The organism is Pseudarthrobacter sp. PS3-L1 (assembly GCF_030063285.1).
Taxonomy (GTDB): domain Bacteria; phylum Actinomycetota; class Actinomycetes; order Actinomycetales; family Micrococcaceae; genus Arthrobacter.
The window spans coordinates 615,473-634,249 of sequence record NZ_JASISU010000003.1 but is presented as its reverse complement, the minus strand read 5'-3'; the positions used below and the strand labels follow the sequence as shown (position 1 = coordinate 634,249).

Here is an 18,777-nt window from a genome sequence, read left to right as displayed (position 1 = left end):
AGCCGCGAAAAATATTGTGCCTAGATTTCTACAATTAGTAGAACCTAGGCCACCAGTTTACGGCTTGTCGGAGCCGGGCCTCGAATCGTGCCGCAGCGACAGCCCGGAAAGAATCCACAGCACACCGGAAACCACCGCCCCGCCGCCCGCAACACCCAGGAGCGCGTGGACGCCCAAAGGCGTGAAAAAAGGAAGCAACACGGCTGTTCCGAGCCCAATGACGCCGGAAACCAGCCAATCCCTGGCCAAGACATCCTGCCCGCGCCTCAGGATGCCGGAAATGGTCTCCATCAGGCCCATGACGCCGAGGCCGATCACGGCAAAGACGGCAAAGAGGACCTCCCCGTGCAACGCTGCGGCCGCAACACCTGCCCCTACCAAGACCGAGGATCCGGCAGCCAAGAGCCGTCCTGCACCGGCGGAATGGCCGAAGCCACCCTTGCTGCCGCCGCTAAGTAGGATGGCTCCAGTAGCGGCGAGGTACAGGCCGCCAAGAATTCCCATGGCCACCGTGGACTGGGTGGCCCAGAAAATTGTCACTGCGCCAAATGCCAGCGAAACTACGGCACGGAACAGTACGGGCCGCCATGTAGTGGCGGTGGGGACGGCCGGACGGGTTTCGGCGGAATTAGGTGCGTGTCTCACTGCACCAGTTTAGTGGCCGAACTCCCGTGGGAGAACCGGGCACGAAGAGCCGAACGTCAGCGAGCTCCCAAGACCATCCAGCGGTCAGTCCTGGCGCGAAGCCCAAGCGTTATTCCACGCACGGCCATGTAGCAAAGGGCGAAGGCAACCCATAGCCACAGCAGTCCGGACGGGCCGGCTGGACCAATGCTGCCCACCAGGGCCAACAGGGGAAGGTAAACAGCGAGGTTCACCACCCCGGCAAGGGCGAGGTACCGTGCGTCACCAGCGCCGATCAACACGCCATCCAGGACGAATACGAATCCAGCAATGGGCTGTCCCAGGGCAAGGATGTACAGCGCTAGGGCAAGAGTCGACCGCACCCCGGCGTCGGAAGTAAAAATAAACCCCACCCACGGCGCGGTAACAGCAACCAGGACTCCGGTCACGCATCCGAAGCCAAGTCCCCACCAGACCATTGTGCGTGTCAGTTCACGGACCTTGATCGCATTCGCAGCACCCAGCTCCCTGCCCACCAGGGCTTGGGCCGCAATCGCCAGCGCATCAAGGGCAAAGGCGAAAAATGAGAAAATTGTCATTGCCAACTGGTGAGCGGCTAGGTTCTGATCCCCCTGGGCAGTTGCCACCACAACAGTGGCCAGAATTGCTACTCGAAGACTCATGGTGCGAAGCAAGAGCCACGATCCGACACTGGCGGTGGCCCGGAGCCCGGACAGCGACGGAAAAAGCCTTACGCCGTGTGCCAAGGCATTGCGCCGCACCATCAAAACGTAGACCACTGCCATAGCCCACTGCGTGATGCTTGTGCCGATGGCAGATCCACCCACAGACAGCCCCGCGCCGTAGACCAGCACCAGATTCAGGACGAGGTTGAGCGCAAAACCCGCACCGGCTACCAGGAGCGGAGTCCTAGTGTCCTGCATTCCGCGGAGGACACCAGTACCAGCGAAGACCAGCAGCATGGCCACCAGGCCCGGCATTGACCACCGGAAATACTCCACCGCATAGACCGTGAGGTCTCCGGTAGCACCCAACAATGTGACAAGTGGCTCCGCGAGCACGAATCCACCAGCGGCCAGGATGAGCCCAAGGCCAAGGGCGAGCCAGATGCCGTCCCGGCCCGCAGCCATGGCGCGTGCCGGATTACGCTCACCGATTGCCCGGGCAACAGCAGGGGTAGTGGAGTACGCGAGGAAGACCATGAGGCCAACAATTGTGTGCAGCAGGGTAGAGGCAAGTCCGACGCCAGCCAACTGCGCCACCCCCAGATGGCCGACGATTGCCGAATCTGCCAGGAGGAAAAGTGGTTCGGCGATCAGCGCACCAAGTGCTGGGACAGCCAACCGCAGTATCTCCCTGGCGTGGGAGGACTGAGATTTCCCTGCTGAAGCTGATCGAGTCACCCGCAAAGCTTAGTGGGCCCTGCTGTCCTACCCGCAGTCATCCCATCCATGACTCACATCACATAACGCCACGATTAGTTGACACTTCAATCTTTCCTGGGAAACGATAGGACCCATGAAAAAGTCGTCCGCAACCTCAGCCGCCCTGCTCATCCTTCGTGTCGCCCTGGGCGTCATTTTCACCGCCCACGGCTGGCAGAAATTCAACGAATTCACCATTGCCGGTACCCAGGCATCCTTCGCGCAGATGGGTGTACCCGCCGCTGACGTTGTTGCTCCTGTTGTCGCCGTCCTTGAACTCGCCGGCGGTGTTGCCCTGATCCTGGGCCTGTTCACCAGGATTGTCGCGGCCCTGCTGGCGCTGGACATGCTGGGCGCCCTGTTCCTGGTCCATGCCGCGGCGGGCATTTATGTCACCAATGGAGGCTACGAGCTTGTACTCATCCTGGCCGCCAGCGCCGCCGCGCTGAGCCTGGCTGGTGCCGGGGGCTTCTCGATCGACGCAGCATTCAGTGGACGTCGTGGACGTCGCACAAAAACGACTGCCTAGAAACCGCCAGATCCCGGGTACGATTCCCCGTTAACAGGCTGCCCAACCACCGTGTGGGCTAGAAACCGCCCCCGCCGGCGTCGGCCGCCATATTCGCGAACCGTGAATAGTGCCCCTGGAACGCGACCACAATGTCCTTGGTCGGGCCGTTGCGGTGCTTCGCGATCAGAATGTCCGCCTCACCTGCTCGTGGAGATTCCTTGTCATAAACGTCTTCACGGTGAAGCAGGATCACCATGTCGGCGTCCTGCTCAATGGAACCTGACTCTCGGAGATCCGAGACCATCGGGCGCTTGTCCTGGCGCTGTTCAGAGCCTCGGTTCAGCTGTGACAACGCAATAACAGGGACCTGCAACTCCTTGGCCAGAAGCTTGAGGGCACGGGAGAACTCGGAGACCTCCTGCTGCCGCGACTCAACCTTCTTGCCTGAGCTCATGAGCTGCAAGTAGTCCAGAATTACGAGTTTCAGGTCATGCTGCTGCTTCAGTCTTCGACACTTGGCGCGGATTTCCATCAAGGACATGTTGGGGCTGTCGTCAATAAAAAGTGGTGCATCATTCATGCGGCCCATGGTCGTTGCAATTTTTGACCACTGTTCGTCCTTGATGGTTCCCTTGCGCAGATCCTGAAGCCCAATGGTTGCCTCTGCCGACAACAAGCGCATGGCAATTTCATTCCGGCCCATTTCTAGGGAAAACATCACCGTGGCCAGATTGTTCTTAATCGCAGCAGACCGCGCAAAGTCCAACGCAAACGTTGACTTTCCCACGGCAGGGCGCGCGGCAATCACGATCATCTGTCCAGGATGAAGCCCGTGCGTGAGTTCGTCGAGCTCGTAGAAGCCCGTAGGAACGCCGGTCATACCTTCATCGCGGTGTCCGGACGCCTCAATTTCGTCAACGGTAGACTCCATGACGTCCTTGAGGACAACGTAATCCTCCGCGGTACGGCGTTCGGCCACGGCATAGATCTCAGCTTGCGCCTGGTTTACCAGGTCCTCAACCTCACCGTCGGAACCGTAGCCCAACTGAACAATCTTGGTACCTGCATTGACGAGCCGACGCAGGACCGCCCGCTCCGCAACGATCTCGGCATAATACCCAGCATTTGCTGCGGTGGGAACAGTCTGGATGAGCTCGTGAAGGTATGCGGGGCCACCTATGCGGTTGATCTCGGCGCGCTTGGTGAGCTCGTCGGAAACCGTGACGGCATCTGCTGGCTCGCCCCGGCCGTAGAGATCAAGGATCGCCTCGTAGATGGTCTCATGCGCTGGACGGTAGAAATCCACGCCCCGAAGGATCTCCACAACATCCGCAATAGCATCTTTCGACAGCATCATGCCGCCCAGGACAGACTGCTCGGCCGGGATGTCCTGCGGTGGCTTTCGGCTTCCCTCAGGATTCCGGCTGGTTTCACTGGAGTCCAGATGCGCTACTGACAAAGATGCCGTCCTCAACTAGTTTTCGCAGCTGGCGGCCGCGAAGGTGTACTGCTCCTCATCGGGCGGATTCGCCTGACAATGGCCTGGGTACTGGCCCGGGATCCTACTTTTGGAAGTCATCCCGCATCTCATTGTGCTGCGGAGCCCTGACAACTGAGTCCGGGGCCACGACGACATCCCCGCGCGCGTGGCTTGGGGGAGTTATCCCCACTTTCCACAGGTTATCCACAAGAACCGACGGCCGCGCTGTACGCTCAAGGCCCGCGGCCACGTGCTCGCATCGAACATCCTCAAAAGGGTACCCGGCTACGGTATCCGCCCTTTCGGACAGGGCAAAGCTGGACGAGGTAAGGGCCTGTGGATAACCTGTGGGTTAACTGCTCCTGCTTGTGCACAGCCTGTGGGAAAAGCTGTGGAAAGAATATTTATTTGGCCACTCAAAGCGATTTGACCTGCAGAAACACATGATTCCTACTGTGGAGGAAGCCCTGGGGCAAAAATAGTTCTTCCACAAACAGAGGTTGACAAACCGCCTTTTGGACATGGATCTTCCATTCCATCCACAGAAGTAATGACGCTCACCATCCAATGTCGGGAACTGCAGGGTTTTCAGGAGGATTCCCTGGCCGCCAGAGGCATTTTTATATACGCACCTTGGTATGTGCTGTGGATAACTCCCCTGTGGCATAGGGTGGGTGCATGGGCGACGTAATGGTGATCTTGCTGCCTGTCGGAATTCTGGCGGCGGTGCTTTGGGGGCTTTCCACGGCTTTCCGGCCTCGCGATGGCGGAATGTCGGACGCTGACCGTTATCAGCGCGACCTTGCAGTTCAATCTGCTGCACACTACGCGGAGCAGGTACGCGTAGCAGAGGCCTTGCAGGCGCAGATCGACGCCGCGACCCTCCCGAGCCAAAACTCGCGCTATGCGAGTGGTTCAACCCAGCACGGTCCTGCGGGAACCATGGCCCCTCCTGCCAGCCCGCTCGCCGCACAAATGGACCCCCAGCTTCTGATGCAGCTGCGTTCCATGGTTTCGGGTGGACAAAAAATTCAGGCCATTCGCCTCGTCAGGCAAACCACCAATACTGACTTGTTGACCGCAAAACAGTTCATAGATCGGCTTTGACCATGGACTTCACGATTCCTCTCTTGATCCTGGTGGTAGTGGCCGCCGTGGTTGCCCTAGCAGCGCGTGCACTTCGGCGGGCAGTAGCCAGGTCATCTGGATCTCCTGACTCCGGTGCCACTCCGGACTCGCAGGAAGTAAGCAACCACACTGGCCCGGAAATGATGGCCCTTGCACGTTCGTCCGCTGAAAAGCTGGATCAGGACCAACACCGTCGCGTCTACGCACTGATCGCGCAAAATCAACAGGTGGGGGCCATCAAGTTCTTCCACGAGGTCACCGGAGAGGGACTACGCGCCTCCCGCGATGCGGTTGGTGCGTTGTCATCGCACCCGCAGCCTTTCAGGGCTGCCGCAACGGTACCCACGGAACACGACACATCGGATCAGATCACTGAGGAAGCCACACCAGAGCGCTTCTCCTATCGCTATCGGGCCATTGCCAGCCGTGGGGACGTGACCCGGGAAGTCAGTAGCAACATGCTCAACGATGCGATCTTCGCAGATATCCGCGAGAAGGCCGCCGGTGGCAACGTAGAGGATGCTGCCATCATCCTGAAGCGGCATTCGGAGATCAGCCTCGAGCAGGCCAGGGAATTTATAGCCCTCCTGGAACCCTGAACCGATACCTTACCTCCCGCTGGTAATGCCCGCCAGTAGGTCGGCAAACGGCAGGGATTTGATGGCCTCCTGCTCCCTGGCTGGCTGCGCCGCCACAAGCAGCTGGGTAAATTCGGCCGCTGCCCGATGCGAGCGTTCCGCCAGCAACGACGCTGTCCCGGTCTCAGATCCCCAGTCCTGCGGCCCAGCAAAAACGGCAGTGGCTGCGATTCGTGTGCGCAGGTAGCTGAACAGCGGCCGCATGGCGTAATCCAGAACCATCTGGTGGCGGTCGGTACCTCCGGTGGCGCCAAGAAGCACGGCTTTACCTTCGAGTGCTGATGGCTCCAGAACGTCGATAAATGACTTAAAAAGCCCACTGAACGATGCGCTGAACACAGGCGTGACGGCGATGATCCCATCCGCCACCACCAAGCCCGAAATTACTTCTGCAAGTTTTGGTGGCGCAAATCCCGTGACAAAATTATTAGCGATATCAACAGCCAGATCACGGAGCTCCACAACGTCCACGCTGACGTCGTAACCCTGCGCTGTCAGCAGCTCACAGGTATCTGCAACCAGTTGGTCCGCCAGCAACCGGGACGAGGATGGAGTTCCTAGGCCAGCGGATAAGACGGTGATTCGGCGTGATTCCAAGGGATCTTCTCGTTCCTTCAGTCCTGGATGTATATGCAAATGCATATACAAGAGGAACTGCGGGATTCGTAGAATTATTCCGCTGGGTGTCCGCGAGCGCGACTAGAGACTGACGGTACCCGTTACCCGGCTGGCGACATCCCCGCCGATCCACGTCTCGTCCCCCTCGCGCTGCACAAAGACCCTGCCTGCACGGCCCAGCACAGTCCCCTGGGCGGCAACGTAGCTGTCCGGTGCCCGGCCCCCACCAATAAGCCACTGTGCGGCACCTGCGTTGAAGCTCCCTGTAATGGGATCTTCGGGCGCAGCATCTCCTGGAATGAATGTGCGTACCTCATAATCGGCCTGGCCACCATGCAGGTAAGGTCCAATAACTCCCACCTTCAACTCGCCAAGCGCCTCGAAGTTTGGATTCAGGCTCAAGACGCGGTCGGCAGAATCCAGGAGTAGGCCAATCCAAGAAGGCCCATTCACCAACCACGAGGCATCACGAACAGCTGTCCGTTCGAGCCCTAACGCGGCCATGATCTGCTGCATGAGCGGCTTGTCCACGGGGCCGGTTCTGGTCATGGGCGGCGCCGCAAAGGCGAGCCGGGAACCCTCCTCCCTGACCCGGATCAATCCTGCGGCACACTCCTGAACCACCACGTTCTCTATCCGAGGCCGACCGCCGGCAGCAAGCCAGGCATGTGCCGAGCCCAACGTCGGGTGACCGGCAAACGGGAACTCCTCGTGGCCCGTGAAGATTCGAACCCTGTAGTCTGCCTCCGGATGATTCGGCGGGAAGAGAAAAGTCGTTTCAGAAAGATTGGTCCAGTTGGCAAACTGCTGCATCTGCTCCGTGGCAAGCCCCTGCGCGTCAAGCACAACCGCCAGGGGATTTCCGCGGAAGGGCTCCGAACTGAACACGTCCACCTGCGCGAAAGGGCGGTGCGGGACTGTGGAATCGTGAAGGGGGTGGCTCATCTGTGCAGATTATCACCGGCACCGCCCCAAAATCCGGTCGATATGCTTGACCCTGGCACCTGCAAAATCCCTTCGGGCCGGATCTGGGCGCTCCCTGTTCAATGTCAGTTCCTGCCTGGCACTCCTGGCCATACCGCTCATCATTGTCGCCTTGGTCGTGGTGACCTCTTAAGACGGCGCAAAAATGACTAGGCGAACCGATCCCCTCAGCAACCGTAGCGCCAGCCACAGCGAGGAAACCTCGGCCTAGTGCGCCGTGCTGGAGCACAGCAGTCCGAGCTCCCAGGACTCTTTCTGACGTACAGAAAAGCCCGCACCAACTCTCCCGGAGGGAGTTGATGCGGGCCTTCCAGTGTCTGACTGGGTGTTACTTACCAGCGACTACGTCGAGTTCGATCACAGCAGCAACGTCAGCGTGAAGCCGGACGTTGGCCTGGTAGGAACCGACAGACTTGATGTGAGCCGGCAGTTCGACCTTGCGCTTGTCGATGCGTCCAAGGCCAGCAGCCTCAACAGCATCGGCAACGTCGGCCTGCTTGACGGTTCCAAAGAGTCGTCCGGTCTCGCCAGCCTTGACGGTCAGCTTGACCGGCTTGGCGGAGAGTGCAGCAGCCTGCTTCTGGGCGTCTTCCAGGGAAGCGTGCTCGCGGGCAGCACGGGCGGCCTTGATGGAGAGAACCTGCTTCTCGCCACCTTTGGACCAGGTCAGGGCGAAGTTGCGGGGCAGGAGATAGTTACGTGCGTAACCGTCCTTGACCTCAACAATGTCGCCTGCAGCACCGAGACCGGTGACTTCGTGGGTCAGAATGAGCTTTGCCATGTTAGTTAATCCCTTCCTTAGCCGCGGCCGGCGCCGGAGTAAGGCAGCAGGGCAACTTCGCGGGCGTTCTTGATTGCCTGGGCGATTTTGCGCTGTTCCTGCACCGTGACGCCGGTAACGCGACGAGCGCGGATCTTTCCGCGGTCGGAGATGAATTTGCGCAGCAATGCTACGTCCTTGTAGTCGATGACAGTGATGTCAGCGGCTTTCAAGGGGTTGGACTTTGGTTTGGGCTTACGGAGTTCAGCCTTAGCCATCGTGGAGCTCCTATTCTATGGAGCCCGTGGGGGGTGATCCACGGGATGGTGGTGGTCCGAAGGTAGCCTGCAGGGCAAGAAGCGTCTGCAATGGCCAGCATCGGACCGTTATTCGATTGGTTAGAAGGGAGGTTCGGAGTCTGGGCCGTTACCCCAGCCGCCACCTGCGTTGGAGACACCGGGCGTAGCCCAGGGATCGTCCTGTGCAGCTGCCTGCTGGTTGCCGCCACCGAATCCACCGGAGTTGCCGCCCTGGTTTCCACCAGAATTGCCGCCGCCGAATCCGCCGCCACCGTTATTGTTGCCGCCGCCACCAAAGCCGCCCTGCCCACCGCCGGAGCGCTGGGTTCGGTTGACCTTCGCATTGGCATAGCGCAGGCTCGGACCGATCTCGTCGACCTCAAGCTCCATAACAGTGCGCTTTTCGCCTTCTTTGGTTTCGTAGGTACGGCTCTTCAACCGGCCGGAAACGATGACGCGCATACCCTTGGTCAGGGACTCGGCAACGTTCTCGGCAGCTTCGCGCCAGACAGCAGCGCGGAGGAACAGGGTTTCCCCGTCCTTCCACTCACTGGACTGGCGGTCGAACGTACGGGGGGTGGAAGCGATGGTGAAGTTCGCTACCGCTGAACCTGACGGCGTAAACCGCAGCTCAGGGTCATTGGTGAGGTTACCGATGACCGTAATGGTTGTCTCGCCTGCCATCTACTGCCTCCTTGGTTCGTTCTGGTGAAGAATGCGTTCCTGCGGTGAAGAATGAAGTGCTGATGCGGAGTAATTACTCGGCAACAACCTTCTGCTCTTCGGGGCGGGTGATCTTGGTGCGCATGATGGTCTCGTTCAGAGACAGCTGGCGGTCAAGTTCTTTTGCGGTGTCCGGCTTGGCGGTGAAGTTCACCACGGCGTAGATACCTTCGGACTTCTTCTGGATTTCGTAAGCCAGTCGACGACGGCCCCAGATGTCAACCTTTTCGATGGTTCCACCATCGTTGGTGATGACGTTCAGGAACTTCTGAAGCGACGGCTCGACGGTACGCTCTTCGACGTCGGGGTCGATGATTACCATCAATTCGTAAGGACGCATATGTGAACCCACCTCCTTTGGGCTAAGCGGTTACGGCATTTCCGTAACAGGAGGTTCATTTGCGCGCCTGCGCCGGAACATACCCCCGGAATGGGGCAGGACACAGCACAGACTTTCTCATTCTAGGCCATGAAGACCGCGAGGGTGACATTCATGGCTGGCGGACCTGGTAGGTCATGACGAACGAGACTGCGTGGCGTGACAATCCGTTGCGAAAGTGCCTTCACCAAACCTAGGGCTGTGCGCCCGCTAAGGCGAGCGCACAGCCCTGTATGTGGAAAACCCTATGGCTCACACACTTCGATGGGGTCCCCTGGAACTCAGGGCCGCGTTCCAGTGTCGAGCTTCTTTGGGGAGGCACTCACGGAATGTACTGTGCCATTCCTATCCTGGCCCGGCCCATTGGCCCGGTAGCGGAAGATCCCAATCCCCACCACAACCGCGGCGAGCGCTAGGGAGAGCAGCAGCGATTCTCTTGTGGAATCCAGGATCACCATGCCAATCAGGAGGGCAACAATGCTGCCAATCGACAACCACGTCAGGTAGGGGAAAAGCCACATTTTCAGCTCCAGGTCCTTGGCCTCTGCGCCCATTCTTTTCCGCAGGATGAGTTGCGAAATAGAGATGACCAACCAGACGAACAGGGCTATGGCGCCTGAAGTGTTGACCAAGAAAAGAAAAACAGTATCCGGAGCAATGTAGTTCAGGCCTACTGTCACGAAGCCCACAACAGTTGACGCCAAAACGGCCGACGCCGGAACGCCCCGCCGGGAGATCCCGGTCCAGGAACGCGGTGCATCGCCACGCTTGGACAACGAGAACAGCATGCGGCTTGCAGTATAGAGGCCAGAGTTCAGGCAGGAGAGGACAGACGTGAGGACCACGATGTCCATGATGGTGCCCGCTCCCGGAATGCCGTACAGCTCAATCACCGCTACGTAGGGGCTTTTTGCCACAGACGCTGAATTCCATGGCAAGAGGGTCACCACGATCGCGATAGAGCCAATGTAGAAGATCAGGATGCGCCACACGGTGGACCGCACCGCTTTTTTGACAGCGTCCACCGGATTTTCTGATTCGCCAGCAGCAATGGTGGCAATCTCAGCGCCAAAGAAAGAGAAGACCACCACGAGAATGCCGGCAAAAACTGCGCCGGGTCCGTTCGGGAAGAACCCGCCATTACCGGTGAGGTTACTCATTCCGGGCGCTGGTACTCCAGGGATCAGGCCAAGGACTGCGGCAACACCAAACAGCAGGAACAAGATGATGGCTGCGACCTTGATGGAGGCAAACCAGAATTCGAATTCCCCAAACGACTTCACAGAGCCCAGGTTGGTCAGCGTGAGGAGCACCATGAGCAGTAGCGCCCAAACCCACTGATCTATGCCGGGAACCCAACGGTGCATGATTGCCGCACCGGCAGTGGCTTCGATGCCCAGCACAATGATCCAGAACCAGGCATAGAGCCACCCGATGCTGAAACCTGCCCAACGCCCCAGCGCTTTATCAGCGTAGGTCGAAAAGGATCCGGTTTCCGGGTTCGCGGCAGCCATTTCGCCGAGCATGCGCATCACCAGGATCACCACAAGGCCAGCGGCGGTATAGGCCACGAGGATGCCGGGGCCCGCCTGTTGGATAGCAGCACCTGAGCCTACAAAAAGACCGGCCCCGATAACCCCGGCAATGGCAATCATGGACAGGTGTCGTGGTTTGAGTGATTTTGAAAGCTGTTGATCAGCGTTCATGCGCCGTCCTTATTTGCTGGGACATGGGTAGTTATGTAGCGTGCGCCACACTGAACTTCACGATAGACCCGAGTTGTGGGTCGATCTCCTGTGCAAACCGACAGAGCGACTGATGTGAAATCAGAGTCTTCAACAAAGCGGAGGCATCTGAAACACCCAAAGTTTCCTCTGAGGAATATTTGAAACAGGCCGGAAATGAAGTTTCAACACTGCATTTTTCGCGCTCTAGAAGACCAGGACGCCAGTGGACCGGACGGTGAGCCGGAGTGGCAGCAGCCAGGTCCACGAGTTCCGTTCGAAAAATGAAGAAGTGGCGTCTTACTCTGGTGCCCGATGCCGTAACGGGCTATATTGACAGCGGACGGCCGGGAACCGTCCCCGGCAGAAGTCTCGGCTGGTAGGCAATCTCGCGGCCTTGGCGGTCATGGATTGAGCGTTCAGTATTGGGGTCTCCGCAGCAGTGAACAGGAGGCCCCGATGCTCAAAAGGCAAGAGTCCCGGAAACTTCGCAGGATCGTAATCGCACCGAACGAGCCCGTTGTGTCGCGGTTCGAAGATCCGCACCGTAGCTGCAAGCGTGTGGACAGCGTTCGATTTCCCGTAACGGACATCACATCGATGGTCGGCGGGCCGGGACATCCGGAGCGTGCATGGGTACGAACCGTTCCTATGACCGCTTTTCAAGCGCCTGCTAATGGAGGCATGCGCAGCACCTATGAGCACTACCAGCAGAAGCGCGCAGCAAAAAATCGTCAGCAGCAAATGAAAATTGGCAGGGGAGCGACAGCACTTCTGTTACCTGCCAGCATGCCTGAACTCCCACGGCACTGTGGGCCCAATGTGGGGGGAACACGTTGATTACCGGACGCACCAAAGAGATCGAACGTATTCTTTCGGTCATCAGGGGCCCCAAAGACTCTGCGCTGGCGATTTCTGGATCCCGTGGTCTTGGGAAATCTGCCCTCCTTGCGCAGATCCCCCAGCTCTCCCCCTACCGGACAGTGGTGATGAGGGCGAGCCTCTCGGAGGCTGACTGGCCCTTCTCCGGGTTGACGGCACTGCTCAATGAACTTGATGATCCCGTTCTCAACAGCCTGGCTGACGATCTTATTCGCCATCCGGCCGGAGACTTCGACATTGCGTCAGTGTCCACCAAGCTACTTGCTGGACTGCAGAAACGTAGCGCCAGCCGGACTGTGGTGGTTATTGACGATGCAGATTTCCTGGACCCCGGCAGCCAGGCCATCATCGGCTTCCTGGCTCGGCGACTGGCCGGTACCGAGATAGCCCTCATTCTGAGCGTGTCCAGCACATCGGCAGAAAATCCATTCGCCAGCCTCCCGGTCCTGACGCTCACAGCGCTAAGTTACAACGACACCGTCACGATGCTCTCCGCGCTGGCGTCGCACAACACAGCACCGGCGCTGCAACACGCTGTCGCAGCGGCAACCCAGGGCAATCCGCTCGCATCGGTAGAGCTCTTCACTCTCCTCCTCGAGAGGAATGCGGAAGGAAAGTATGCCCTGCCCATCCCGCTGCCGAGTCGGGGAAGCTTCGAATCAGAATTCTCCGCCAAAACGGCTGGGCTCAGTCACCCGGCGCGGATGGCGCTGGAACTGCTTTCCCTCTCCTACCGCACAGATATAGAGTCACTGCAGAAAATTCCCAGCCATCCGTGGCCAGGCGTTGACGAGCTTCTGGCTGCGGGCCTTGTCACGAGAACCGGCACCCACGTGCGGATTTCCGATCAGCTCCTGCGTGGTTATGTGTTCGCCGGGATGGCACCGGCATCACGGACAGCATCGCACCGACTCTTGGCAGAGGCTGCAGTTGGAACTGATCCCTTTGCGCGGGACTGGCATCTGAGTTTCACTGCCTTGGAACGGCACACTCCCTTCGGGCTCCTGCGCGCTGCAGCGGACCTGATCCGCAATGGCGAGGTTCCCTTCGCTGTGGAATACATTGAGCGAGCCCTGGCCATCAACCCGTGGGAAGCGGAAACTGCGGTCCGGCTGAGCACCGTCGCTGAGCTTTTGTTTAATCGCGGAGCATTCGTCCACGCCCAGCGGTATCTGGACTGGGCGCGCAGGGTTACGCGCAACCCTTCCCTCATCCTTCGCCTGACGGGACTGTCTTTCCAGATTCAGTTCATGCAGGGAACGGTGGTGCGCTCCACCATGGTTTTACGGTTGATCAAAGAATTTGGCCAGAATGACCCCACCTACTCGGCTTGCCTCCTGGCCATCAGTGCACTTTATTTCGCAGACCGGTGGGAGCTTACCGAGGCAGAGAGCATCCTTGAGTGTGCCGCGGGTTTTGAGGCCGCAGCATCGGAAGAGTGCCTTGGCGTTCTGGCCCGTGCACGGTTGTTGGTGGACGCCGTCCGCGGCAACCAGGACTCCGTCCACCGGATAGCCGACGCCGGCCAATCAAGTCCGATCACGCTGCTGATAGAAGCCAGGGCCCTAAGTTACGCGGAACGCGTCGAGGATGCCCAGGAACTGTTCGCCATGGTCAAGAACTCAATCGAGCCCTTCAACGAAAACTGGCGGCAATCAGCAGCCTACTTTGCTGTGGACAACGAGATCCGCGCCGGCAATGTGCGCTCCGCCGTCAGGCTGATTGAGGACCTGGACCGTTCAGAACCTGAGTCCAAGTACCACTGCGGGATCCGGCAGCTGTACCGGGTTTGGCGGGCCCACGCCCTGGGTGACGAGCAGTCGGCCAAAGTTTTTGTGGCGGAAGCCCAGCATTTCTCCAGTGTGGAAAGCCACCCCGCACTCACCGCACAGCTCGCAGCCTGGCAGGGCCATTTTGCCCTGCTCCGTGACGATCTCGCAGAAGCCTACGCGCAACTGTCGCGGGCCACCGAGATCGGCTTGACTTTCACAAACCCCAGCATGCTCCGCTGCGAGACGGATCTGGTGGAGGTACTCGCACGAATGGGCCGGCACCGCGAGGCAACCCAGACGCTGATCCGCCTCGAGCATAGGAGCAGGGGCCTGCACTCGCCCTGGCTGATGATTGCCGTGGCCCGTAACCGCGCGCTGCTCGCGGACGGTGAAAAGTCACTGGAACTCTTCAACAAGGCGCTGGAACTGGGACACGGCCCAGTATCCCGACTGGAACGGGCACGGACGGTGCTGTCCTTTGCTGAGCGCCTTCGGGTCCTGGGGCGTGCGCGCGATGCCCGTGACGGGCTGCTCCGGGCAAAGGTGCTCTTCGACGAAGCAGGCGCAGACGCATGGACACAGCATGTGGACACCTTGCTCCTGGACGAGCGCGTCGATGCAAGTTCGGCCGAGGGAAACGCCGCGATGCTCATGCTGGTTGATCACGAACGGGTCCTGGCGCAGATGGTTGCGCGTGGCATGCGAAACAAGGAAATTGCTGCCAACCTCTTCGTGTCAGTGAGAACGGTAGAAGTCAGGCTGACTGCCATCTACCGCAAGCTTGGTGTGGAATCCCGCGCCCAGTTGACGGCCCTGGCAGCAGGCAAAGACAATCCAACACGCGAGTCCATGCCCCTGCCCGTCCACTGACCAGGCAGTCATCTTTTCGCCTTTTTCACTCATGACGCCATGGTCAATGCAGGTTCCCACATAATCCACAGAGTTACCCCAACTAACCCACAGGGGAACGTTATTTTCGGGTTTTGACGCCTTCTTCCGGCATAGCTTTGCTGAACGGTCTTACGACAAACAGCGACTGCTCACCGGAAAGGGTTGATCATGGCAGAAGTTCCCCTGGCCCGCACCGGTCAGCATGCTTTTGGATGGACCGCACCGTCAACTGCTGCACAGCTGACGGTCCGTGCGCCGCTGGTGGCGGCTGACCCCGAAGGAACCCGGGTTCAGCTACCACCAGCAGCCACACTTTCTTTGCCCATCCAGGCGCCTGTCTCCGCGTCCGCCTGGATCCGCGGCCACGTCCAGCGACTAAGGGCCATGGACATCCTGCTGGTCCTGGCATCTGCCACAGTGGGCTTTCTTCTGGCCGGAGGAAGTTTCCCGCTGGAACGCTCAACAGCCGGTTCCGGCACCACCATCACCGCGATCGTGGTGGCGGCAACGTGGATCGGTGCCCTAGAGGTCTACAGGACACGCGATCGGAAGGTCTTGGGCGTCGGTGCCGACGAATACAAGCGCGTGGCCTCTGCCAGTGTCCGAACCTTTGGAGTCATGGCCATTGCCGCCGTAGCACTCGGAGCTGAAGGAGCGGCAGCCTTCGTTACAACCACGCTGCCGCTGGGCCTCGTTGCACTGACCGCCAACCGCTGGGGATTCCGCCGCTGGCTCACGTCACGGCAGGCTCAGGGACAGCACCTGTCCAATGCGATAGTTGTCGGCGAACCCGAAGACGTCCGTTATGTGATTCAGCGTGTGGTCCGCAAGTCGGGCGCGGTCTACAACATTCACGGCGTCTGCCTTCCCGGCGCACGGCGTGGAACCAACTTCTGCGTGGACCAACTGACCTTCCCGGTCCTTTCTTCAACCGACAGCATTGCCAGGGCCGCCAGGCTCGCAAATGCCGACGCGGTGATAGTGGCTGGCGCCATGCCGGGCGGAAACCGCTTCATCCGGGAACTCGGCTGGAAGCTTGAGGACTCACCAGCCGAGATGGTTCTGGCCTCCACCCTGACCAACGTGGCAGGACCGCGCATCCATTGGCGTCCTGTTGAAGGGCTCCCCCTCATGCACGTGGACATCCCCCAGTATTCAGGCGGGAAACACGTTCTGAAAAGAGTCCTGGATACTGCCCTGGCGCTGGGGGCCCTCTTAGTCCTCTCACCCGTGCTTGCAGTCCTTGCCCTGATCGTTCGCCACGACAGCCCGGGACCCATATTTTTCCGGCAGGAACGGGTAGGTAAGAACGGAACTGTTTTCAGCATGCTCAAGTTCCGTTCCATGGTGGTCGACGCCGAAGCCCGACTGACATCACTGTCCACCTCAAGCGATGGATCGGGCGTGCTATTCAAAATGCGTAACGATCCCCGCGTAACCCGCTGCGGCCGTTGGATGCGCAAGTACTCCCTCGACGAACTGCCCCAACTCTGGAACGTGGTCACTGGCCAGATGAGCATGGTGGGCCCACGCCCTCCCTTGGCAAAGGAAGTCAGCAGCTACGAGCAGCATACGTATCGTCGGCTGCTCACCAAACCAGGCATCACTGGCCTCTGGCAGATCAACGGCAGATCCGACCTGCCGTGGGAAGAAGCCGTCCGCCTGGACCTCTACTACGTCGAGAACTGGTCCATCGCCGGCGATCTCCTGATTCTCTGGCGCACTTTCCGGGCGGTCATCAGACCATCCGGTGCCTACTGAACCCACTCAAGAAACCCCTCCTGCACCCCTCCTGCGAAAGAACACGTGGATCATGAGAAAATTCTCTTCCAAGGCCAGCACCCCTCCTCCGAGCCCCGTCAATCGAAAGTTGCGTGTCGCCGTCGTCGGCGCTGGTTACTGGGGCCCGAACCTGGTTCGGAACTTCCAGTCGAGCCCTGACTGGGACCTCGTCGCCATCTGCGACCTGGATCTGGCCCGGGCGAGGAAACTGGCAGCGTCAGTAGGCGAGGTCGCCGTCGTAGAGACGCTTGATGAACTCCTGGACACCATAGAGGTCGACGCCGTTGCTATCGCCACGCCGGCACGCACCCACTATGGGACGGTCATGACGGCGCTGCGGGCAGGCAAACACGTTCTTGTGGAGAAGCCGCTGGCCGACAGTCGTGAACACGGGGCCGAAATGGTTGCGACAGCCAAGGCTGCCGGGCTTGTCCTGATGGCAGACCACACGTACTGCTATACGCCGGCAGTCCTGAAGATGCAGGAGCTGATCCAGTCAGGTTCCCTTGGCGAGATCCTGTTTGTGGACTCTGTACGCATCAACCTGGGCCTGATCCAGCCGGACGTTGACGTCTTCTGGGACCTGGCCCCGCACGATCTGGCGATCCTGGACTTCATCCTTCCCGGCGGCCTAAATCCCGCGGAAGTCTCTGCGTTCGGCGCAGACCCGTTGGGAACGGGGCGTGACTGCGTGGGCCATCTCAACTTCCGGCTCCCCAATGATGCCACTGCCCACATCCACGTCAACTGGCTGAGTCCAACCAAGATCCGCCAGATGGTTATTGGCGGGTCCCTCCGCACGCTGGTCTGGGACGATCTGAACCCACAGCAGCGGCTCAGCGTCTACGATCGGGGCGTCAGTATTGATGGACAGCCACAGTCTCCTGGTGAGCGCAAGAATTCCGCCGTGTCCTACCGGCTGGGCGATACCTGGTCACCGGCGCTTCAGGAACGTGAGGCCCTGGCACAGGTAGTGGAAGAACTTGCCCTGTGCATCAGGACAAACCGTGAGGCCCGGACAGGTGGAAGCTCAGGACTACGGGTACTTTCCGTGCTCGAAGCTGCAACCCGGAGCCTGGGCCAAGACGGCCGCTCCGCTGCCGTAGAAGGCGCCGAAGCACAGTTGGAGCGTGCCCTGTGAGCCGCCTTGCAGGAGCCAACATCCTGGTCACCGGCGGCGCCGGGACCATCGGGTCAACACTCGTGGACCAGCTCTTGGAGGCTGGAGCGGCAAGGATCGACATCCTGGACAACCTGGTCCGTGGACGGCTGGAAAACCTTGACGATGCCCTCGCCACGGGACGGGTGGAACTGGTCCGCGGTGACATCCTGAATCGGGACTTAGTCCATGACCTCACGAGGGGCAAGGACCTGGTGTTCCACCAGGCAGCGATTCGAATCACGCAGTGCGCGGAGGAACCGCGGCTTGCCCTGGACGTCATGGTCAATGGCACGTTCAACATCCTCGAAGCTGCTACCACGCACAAGATCGACAAGCTTGTAGCAGCGTCATCTGCATCCGTCTACGGCATGGCTGAGGAGTTCCCGACGAAAGAGGGGCACCACCACGGCAATAACGACACGTTCTATGGCGCAGCAAAGTCCTTCAACGAAGGCATGGCGCGCAGCTTCCGGGCCATGGAGGGCCTGAACTACGTCATGCTCCGCTACTTCAACGTCTACGGGCCACGGATGGACGTTCATGGCCTCTACACAGAGGTCCTGGTGCGCTGGATGGAACGAATTGTTGATGGCCGGCCACCACTGATCTTCGGTGACGGCAAGCAGACCATGGACTTCATCTACACGACCGACGTTGCCCGCGCCAACGTACTGGCCGCAGCCAGTGATATCCACGAGGGTATCTATAACGTGGCCAGCGGCACGGAAACCAGCCTCCTGGGCATGGCCGAGGCACTGCTTCGCGCCATGGGTTCAGACCTCTCCGTGGAGCACGGTCCAGAGCGTCAGGTCAACGGCGTAGTACGACGCCTGGCGGATACCTCCGCCGCACAGCGGGACCTAGGATTCACGTCCCGGGTGGAGCTAGAGGACGGCCTCCGCGAACTGTCTTCCTGGTGGCTGCCACTCCGGCAGGAAATCGCCGCGACCCGGAAGGTTGATGCCCTGTGACTGC

Annotated in this window: 17 protein-coding genes; 7 read left to right on the top strand and 10 right to left on the bottom strand. The window is 59.8% G+C overall.

Features of this window, described 5'->3' with window-relative positions; all coding sequences use genetic code 11:
• Positions 1-57: 57 nt before the first annotated feature.
• A complete protein-coding gene (locus QMG79_RS10835; RefSeq protein ID WP_283538595.1) occupies positions 58-645 on the bottom strand; it encodes a hypothetical protein in 588 nt (195 codons plus the stop codon).
• Positions 646-701: 56 nt separating this feature from the next.
• Positions 702-2,048: an MATE family efflux transporter gene (locus QMG79_RS10830; RefSeq protein WP_283538594.1), complete on the bottom strand. Its 1,347-nt coding sequence runs from the start codon at positions 2,046-2,048 to the stop codon at positions 702-704.
• A 115-nt stretch (positions 2,049-2,163) separates the two neighbouring features.
• Here QMG79_RS10830 and QMG79_RS10825 point away from each other — a divergent pair, with 115 nt between their 5' ends.
• Complete coding sequence (locus QMG79_RS10825) at positions 2,164-2,598, top strand: DoxX family protein (protein ID WP_283538593.1); 435 nt, start codon at positions 2,164-2,166, stop codon at positions 2,596-2,598.
• A 58-nt stretch (positions 2,599-2,656) separates the two neighbouring features.
• Here the strand turns inward: QMG79_RS10825 and dnaB are convergent, their stop codons facing one another.
• Positions 2,657-4,039 (bottom strand): replicative DNA helicase, encoded by a 1,383-nt coding sequence (gene dnaB / locus QMG79_RS10820; protein WP_283538592.1) that lies wholly within the window; start codon positions 4,037-4,039, stop codon positions 2,657-2,659.
• Between the two features lie 699 nt (positions 4,040-4,738).
• Between dnaB and QMG79_RS10815 the strand changes: the two genes are divergently transcribed.
• Together QMG79_RS10815 and QMG79_RS10810 are read left to right on the top strand one after the other, a co-directional pair.
• The gene (locus tag QMG79_RS10815; protein ID WP_283538591.1) at positions 4,739-5,167 is read left to right on the top strand and encodes a hypothetical protein; all 429 of its coding nucleotides are present in this window, start codon (positions 4,739-4,741) and stop codon (positions 5,165-5,167) included.
• 2 nt (positions 5,168-5,169) lie between these two features.
• Entirely contained in the window at positions 5,170-5,787 is a 618-nt protein-coding gene (locus QMG79_RS10810; RefSeq protein ID WP_283538590.1) for a hypothetical protein, read from the top strand.
• A 9-nt stretch (positions 5,788-5,796) separates the two neighbouring features.
• Here QMG79_RS10810 and QMG79_RS10805 read toward each other — a convergent pair whose 3' ends face one another.
• From QMG79_RS10805 to QMG79_RS10775, 7 genes are all read right to left on the bottom strand, one after another.
• On the bottom strand, positions 5,797-6,423 hold the full coding sequence (locus tag QMG79_RS10805) for an FMN reductase (protein ID WP_283538589.1): 627 nt from the start codon (positions 6,421-6,423) through the stop codon (positions 5,797-5,799).
• Positions 6,424-6,525: 102 nt separating this feature from the next.
• The gene (locus QMG79_RS10800) at positions 6,526-7,389 is read right to left on the bottom strand and encodes a PhzF family phenazine biosynthesis protein (protein WP_283538588.1); all 864 of its coding nucleotides are present in this window, start codon (positions 7,387-7,389) and stop codon (positions 6,526-6,528) included.
• 367 nt (positions 7,390-7,756) lie between these two features.
• A complete protein-coding gene (rplI, locus tag QMG79_RS10795) occupies positions 7,757-8,209 on the bottom strand; it encodes a 50S ribosomal protein L9 (RefSeq protein ID WP_283538587.1) in 453 nt (150 codons plus the stop codon).
• A gap of 17 nt (positions 8,210-8,226) precedes the next feature.
• Positions 8,227-8,466 (bottom strand): 30S ribosomal protein S18, encoded by a 240-nt coding sequence (gene rpsR / locus QMG79_RS10790; RefSeq protein WP_003800144.1) that lies wholly within the window; start codon positions 8,464-8,466, stop codon positions 8,227-8,229.
• Positions 8,467-8,586: 120 nt separating this feature from the next.
• Positions 8,587-9,171 (bottom strand): single-stranded DNA-binding protein, encoded by a 585-nt coding sequence (locus QMG79_RS10785; protein WP_283538586.1) that lies wholly within the window; start codon positions 9,169-9,171, stop codon positions 8,587-8,589.
• A 73-nt stretch (positions 9,172-9,244) separates the two neighbouring features.
• Positions 9,245-9,550, bottom strand: a complete 306-nt coding sequence (rpsF, locus tag QMG79_RS10780) for a 30S ribosomal protein S6 (protein ID WP_283538585.1) — start codon at positions 9,548-9,550, stop codon at positions 9,245-9,247.
• A 320-nt stretch (positions 9,551-9,870) separates the two neighbouring features.
• Positions 9,871-11,295, bottom strand: a complete 1,425-nt coding sequence (locus tag QMG79_RS10775) for an amino acid permease (protein WP_283538584.1) — start codon at positions 11,293-11,295, stop codon at positions 9,871-9,873.
• 854 nt (positions 11,296-12,149) lie between these two features.
• Here QMG79_RS10775 and QMG79_RS10770 point away from each other — a divergent pair.
• The 4 genes from QMG79_RS10770 to QMG79_RS10755 all read left to right on the top strand — a co-directional run bounded on the left by QMG79_RS10770 (position 12,150) and on the right by QMG79_RS10755 (position 18,773).
• A complete protein-coding gene (locus QMG79_RS10770; RefSeq protein ID WP_283538583.1) occupies positions 12,150-14,837 on the top strand; it encodes a helix-turn-helix transcriptional regulator in 2,688 nt (895 codons plus the stop codon).
• A gap of 189 nt (positions 14,838-15,026) precedes the next feature.
• Entirely contained in the window at positions 15,027-16,619 is a 1,593-nt protein-coding gene (locus QMG79_RS10765) for a sugar transferase (protein ID WP_283538582.1), read from the top strand.
• 52 nt (positions 16,620-16,671) lie between these two features.
• Entirely contained in the window at positions 16,672-17,781 is a 1,110-nt protein-coding gene (locus QMG79_RS10760; protein WP_283538581.1) for a Gfo/Idh/MocA family protein, read from the top strand.
• Positions 17,778-18,773: an NAD-dependent epimerase/dehydratase family protein gene (locus tag QMG79_RS10755; protein WP_283538580.1), complete on the top strand. Its 996-nt coding sequence runs from the start codon at positions 17,778-17,780 to the stop codon at positions 18,771-18,773. Before QMG79_RS10760 ends, QMG79_RS10755 begins: the two co-directional genes overlap by 4 nt.
• The last annotated feature ends 4 nt before the right edge of the window (positions 18,774-18,777 follow it).

What these genes read in the sequence shown, in the direction of transcription:
- rpsF (WP_283538585.1), bottom strand. Translation starts at nt 9,550, where the DNA reads ATGCGTCCTTACGAATTGATGGTAATCATCGACCCCGACGTCGAAGAG.
- QMG79_RS10810 (WP_283538590.1), top strand. Translation starts at nt 5,170, where the DNA reads ATGGACTTCACGATTCCTCTCTTGATCCTGGTGGTAGTGGCCGCCGTG.
- rplI (WP_283538587.1), bottom strand. Translation starts at nt 8,209, where the DNA reads ATGGCAAAGCTCATTCTGACCCACGAAGTCACCGGTCTCGGTGCTGCA.
- QMG79_RS10825 (WP_283538593.1), top strand. Translation starts at nt 2,164, where the DNA reads ATGAAAAAGTCGTCCGCAACCTCAGCCGCCCTGCTCATCCTTCGTGTC.
- QMG79_RS10815 (WP_283538591.1), top strand. Translation starts at nt 4,739, where the DNA reads ATGGGCGACGTAATGGTGATCTTGCTGCCTGTCGGAATTCTGGCGGCG.
- QMG79_RS10760 (WP_283538581.1), top strand. Translation starts at nt 16,672, where the DNA reads ATGAGAAAATTCTCTTCCAAGGCCAGCACCCCTCCTCCGAGCCCCGTC.
- QMG79_RS10785 (WP_283538586.1), bottom strand. Translation starts at nt 9,171, where the DNA reads ATGGCAGGCGAGACAACCATTACGGTCATCGGTAACCTCACCAATGAC.
- QMG79_RS10765 (WP_283538582.1), top strand. Translation starts at nt 15,027, where the DNA reads ATGGCAGAAGTTCCCCTGGCCCGCACCGGTCAGCATGCTTTTGGATGG.
- rpsR (WP_003800144.1), bottom strand. Translation starts at nt 8,466, where the DNA reads ATGGCTAAGGCTGAACTCCGTAAGCCCAAACCAAAGTCCAACCCCTTG.
- QMG79_RS10775 (WP_283538584.1), bottom strand. Translation starts at nt 11,295, where the DNA reads ATGAACGCTGATCAACAGCTTTCAAAATCACTCAAACCACGACACCTG.
- QMG79_RS10800 (WP_283538588.1), bottom strand. Translation starts at nt 7,389, where the DNA reads ATGAGCCACCCCCTTCACGATTCCACAGTCCCGCACCGCCCTTTCGCG.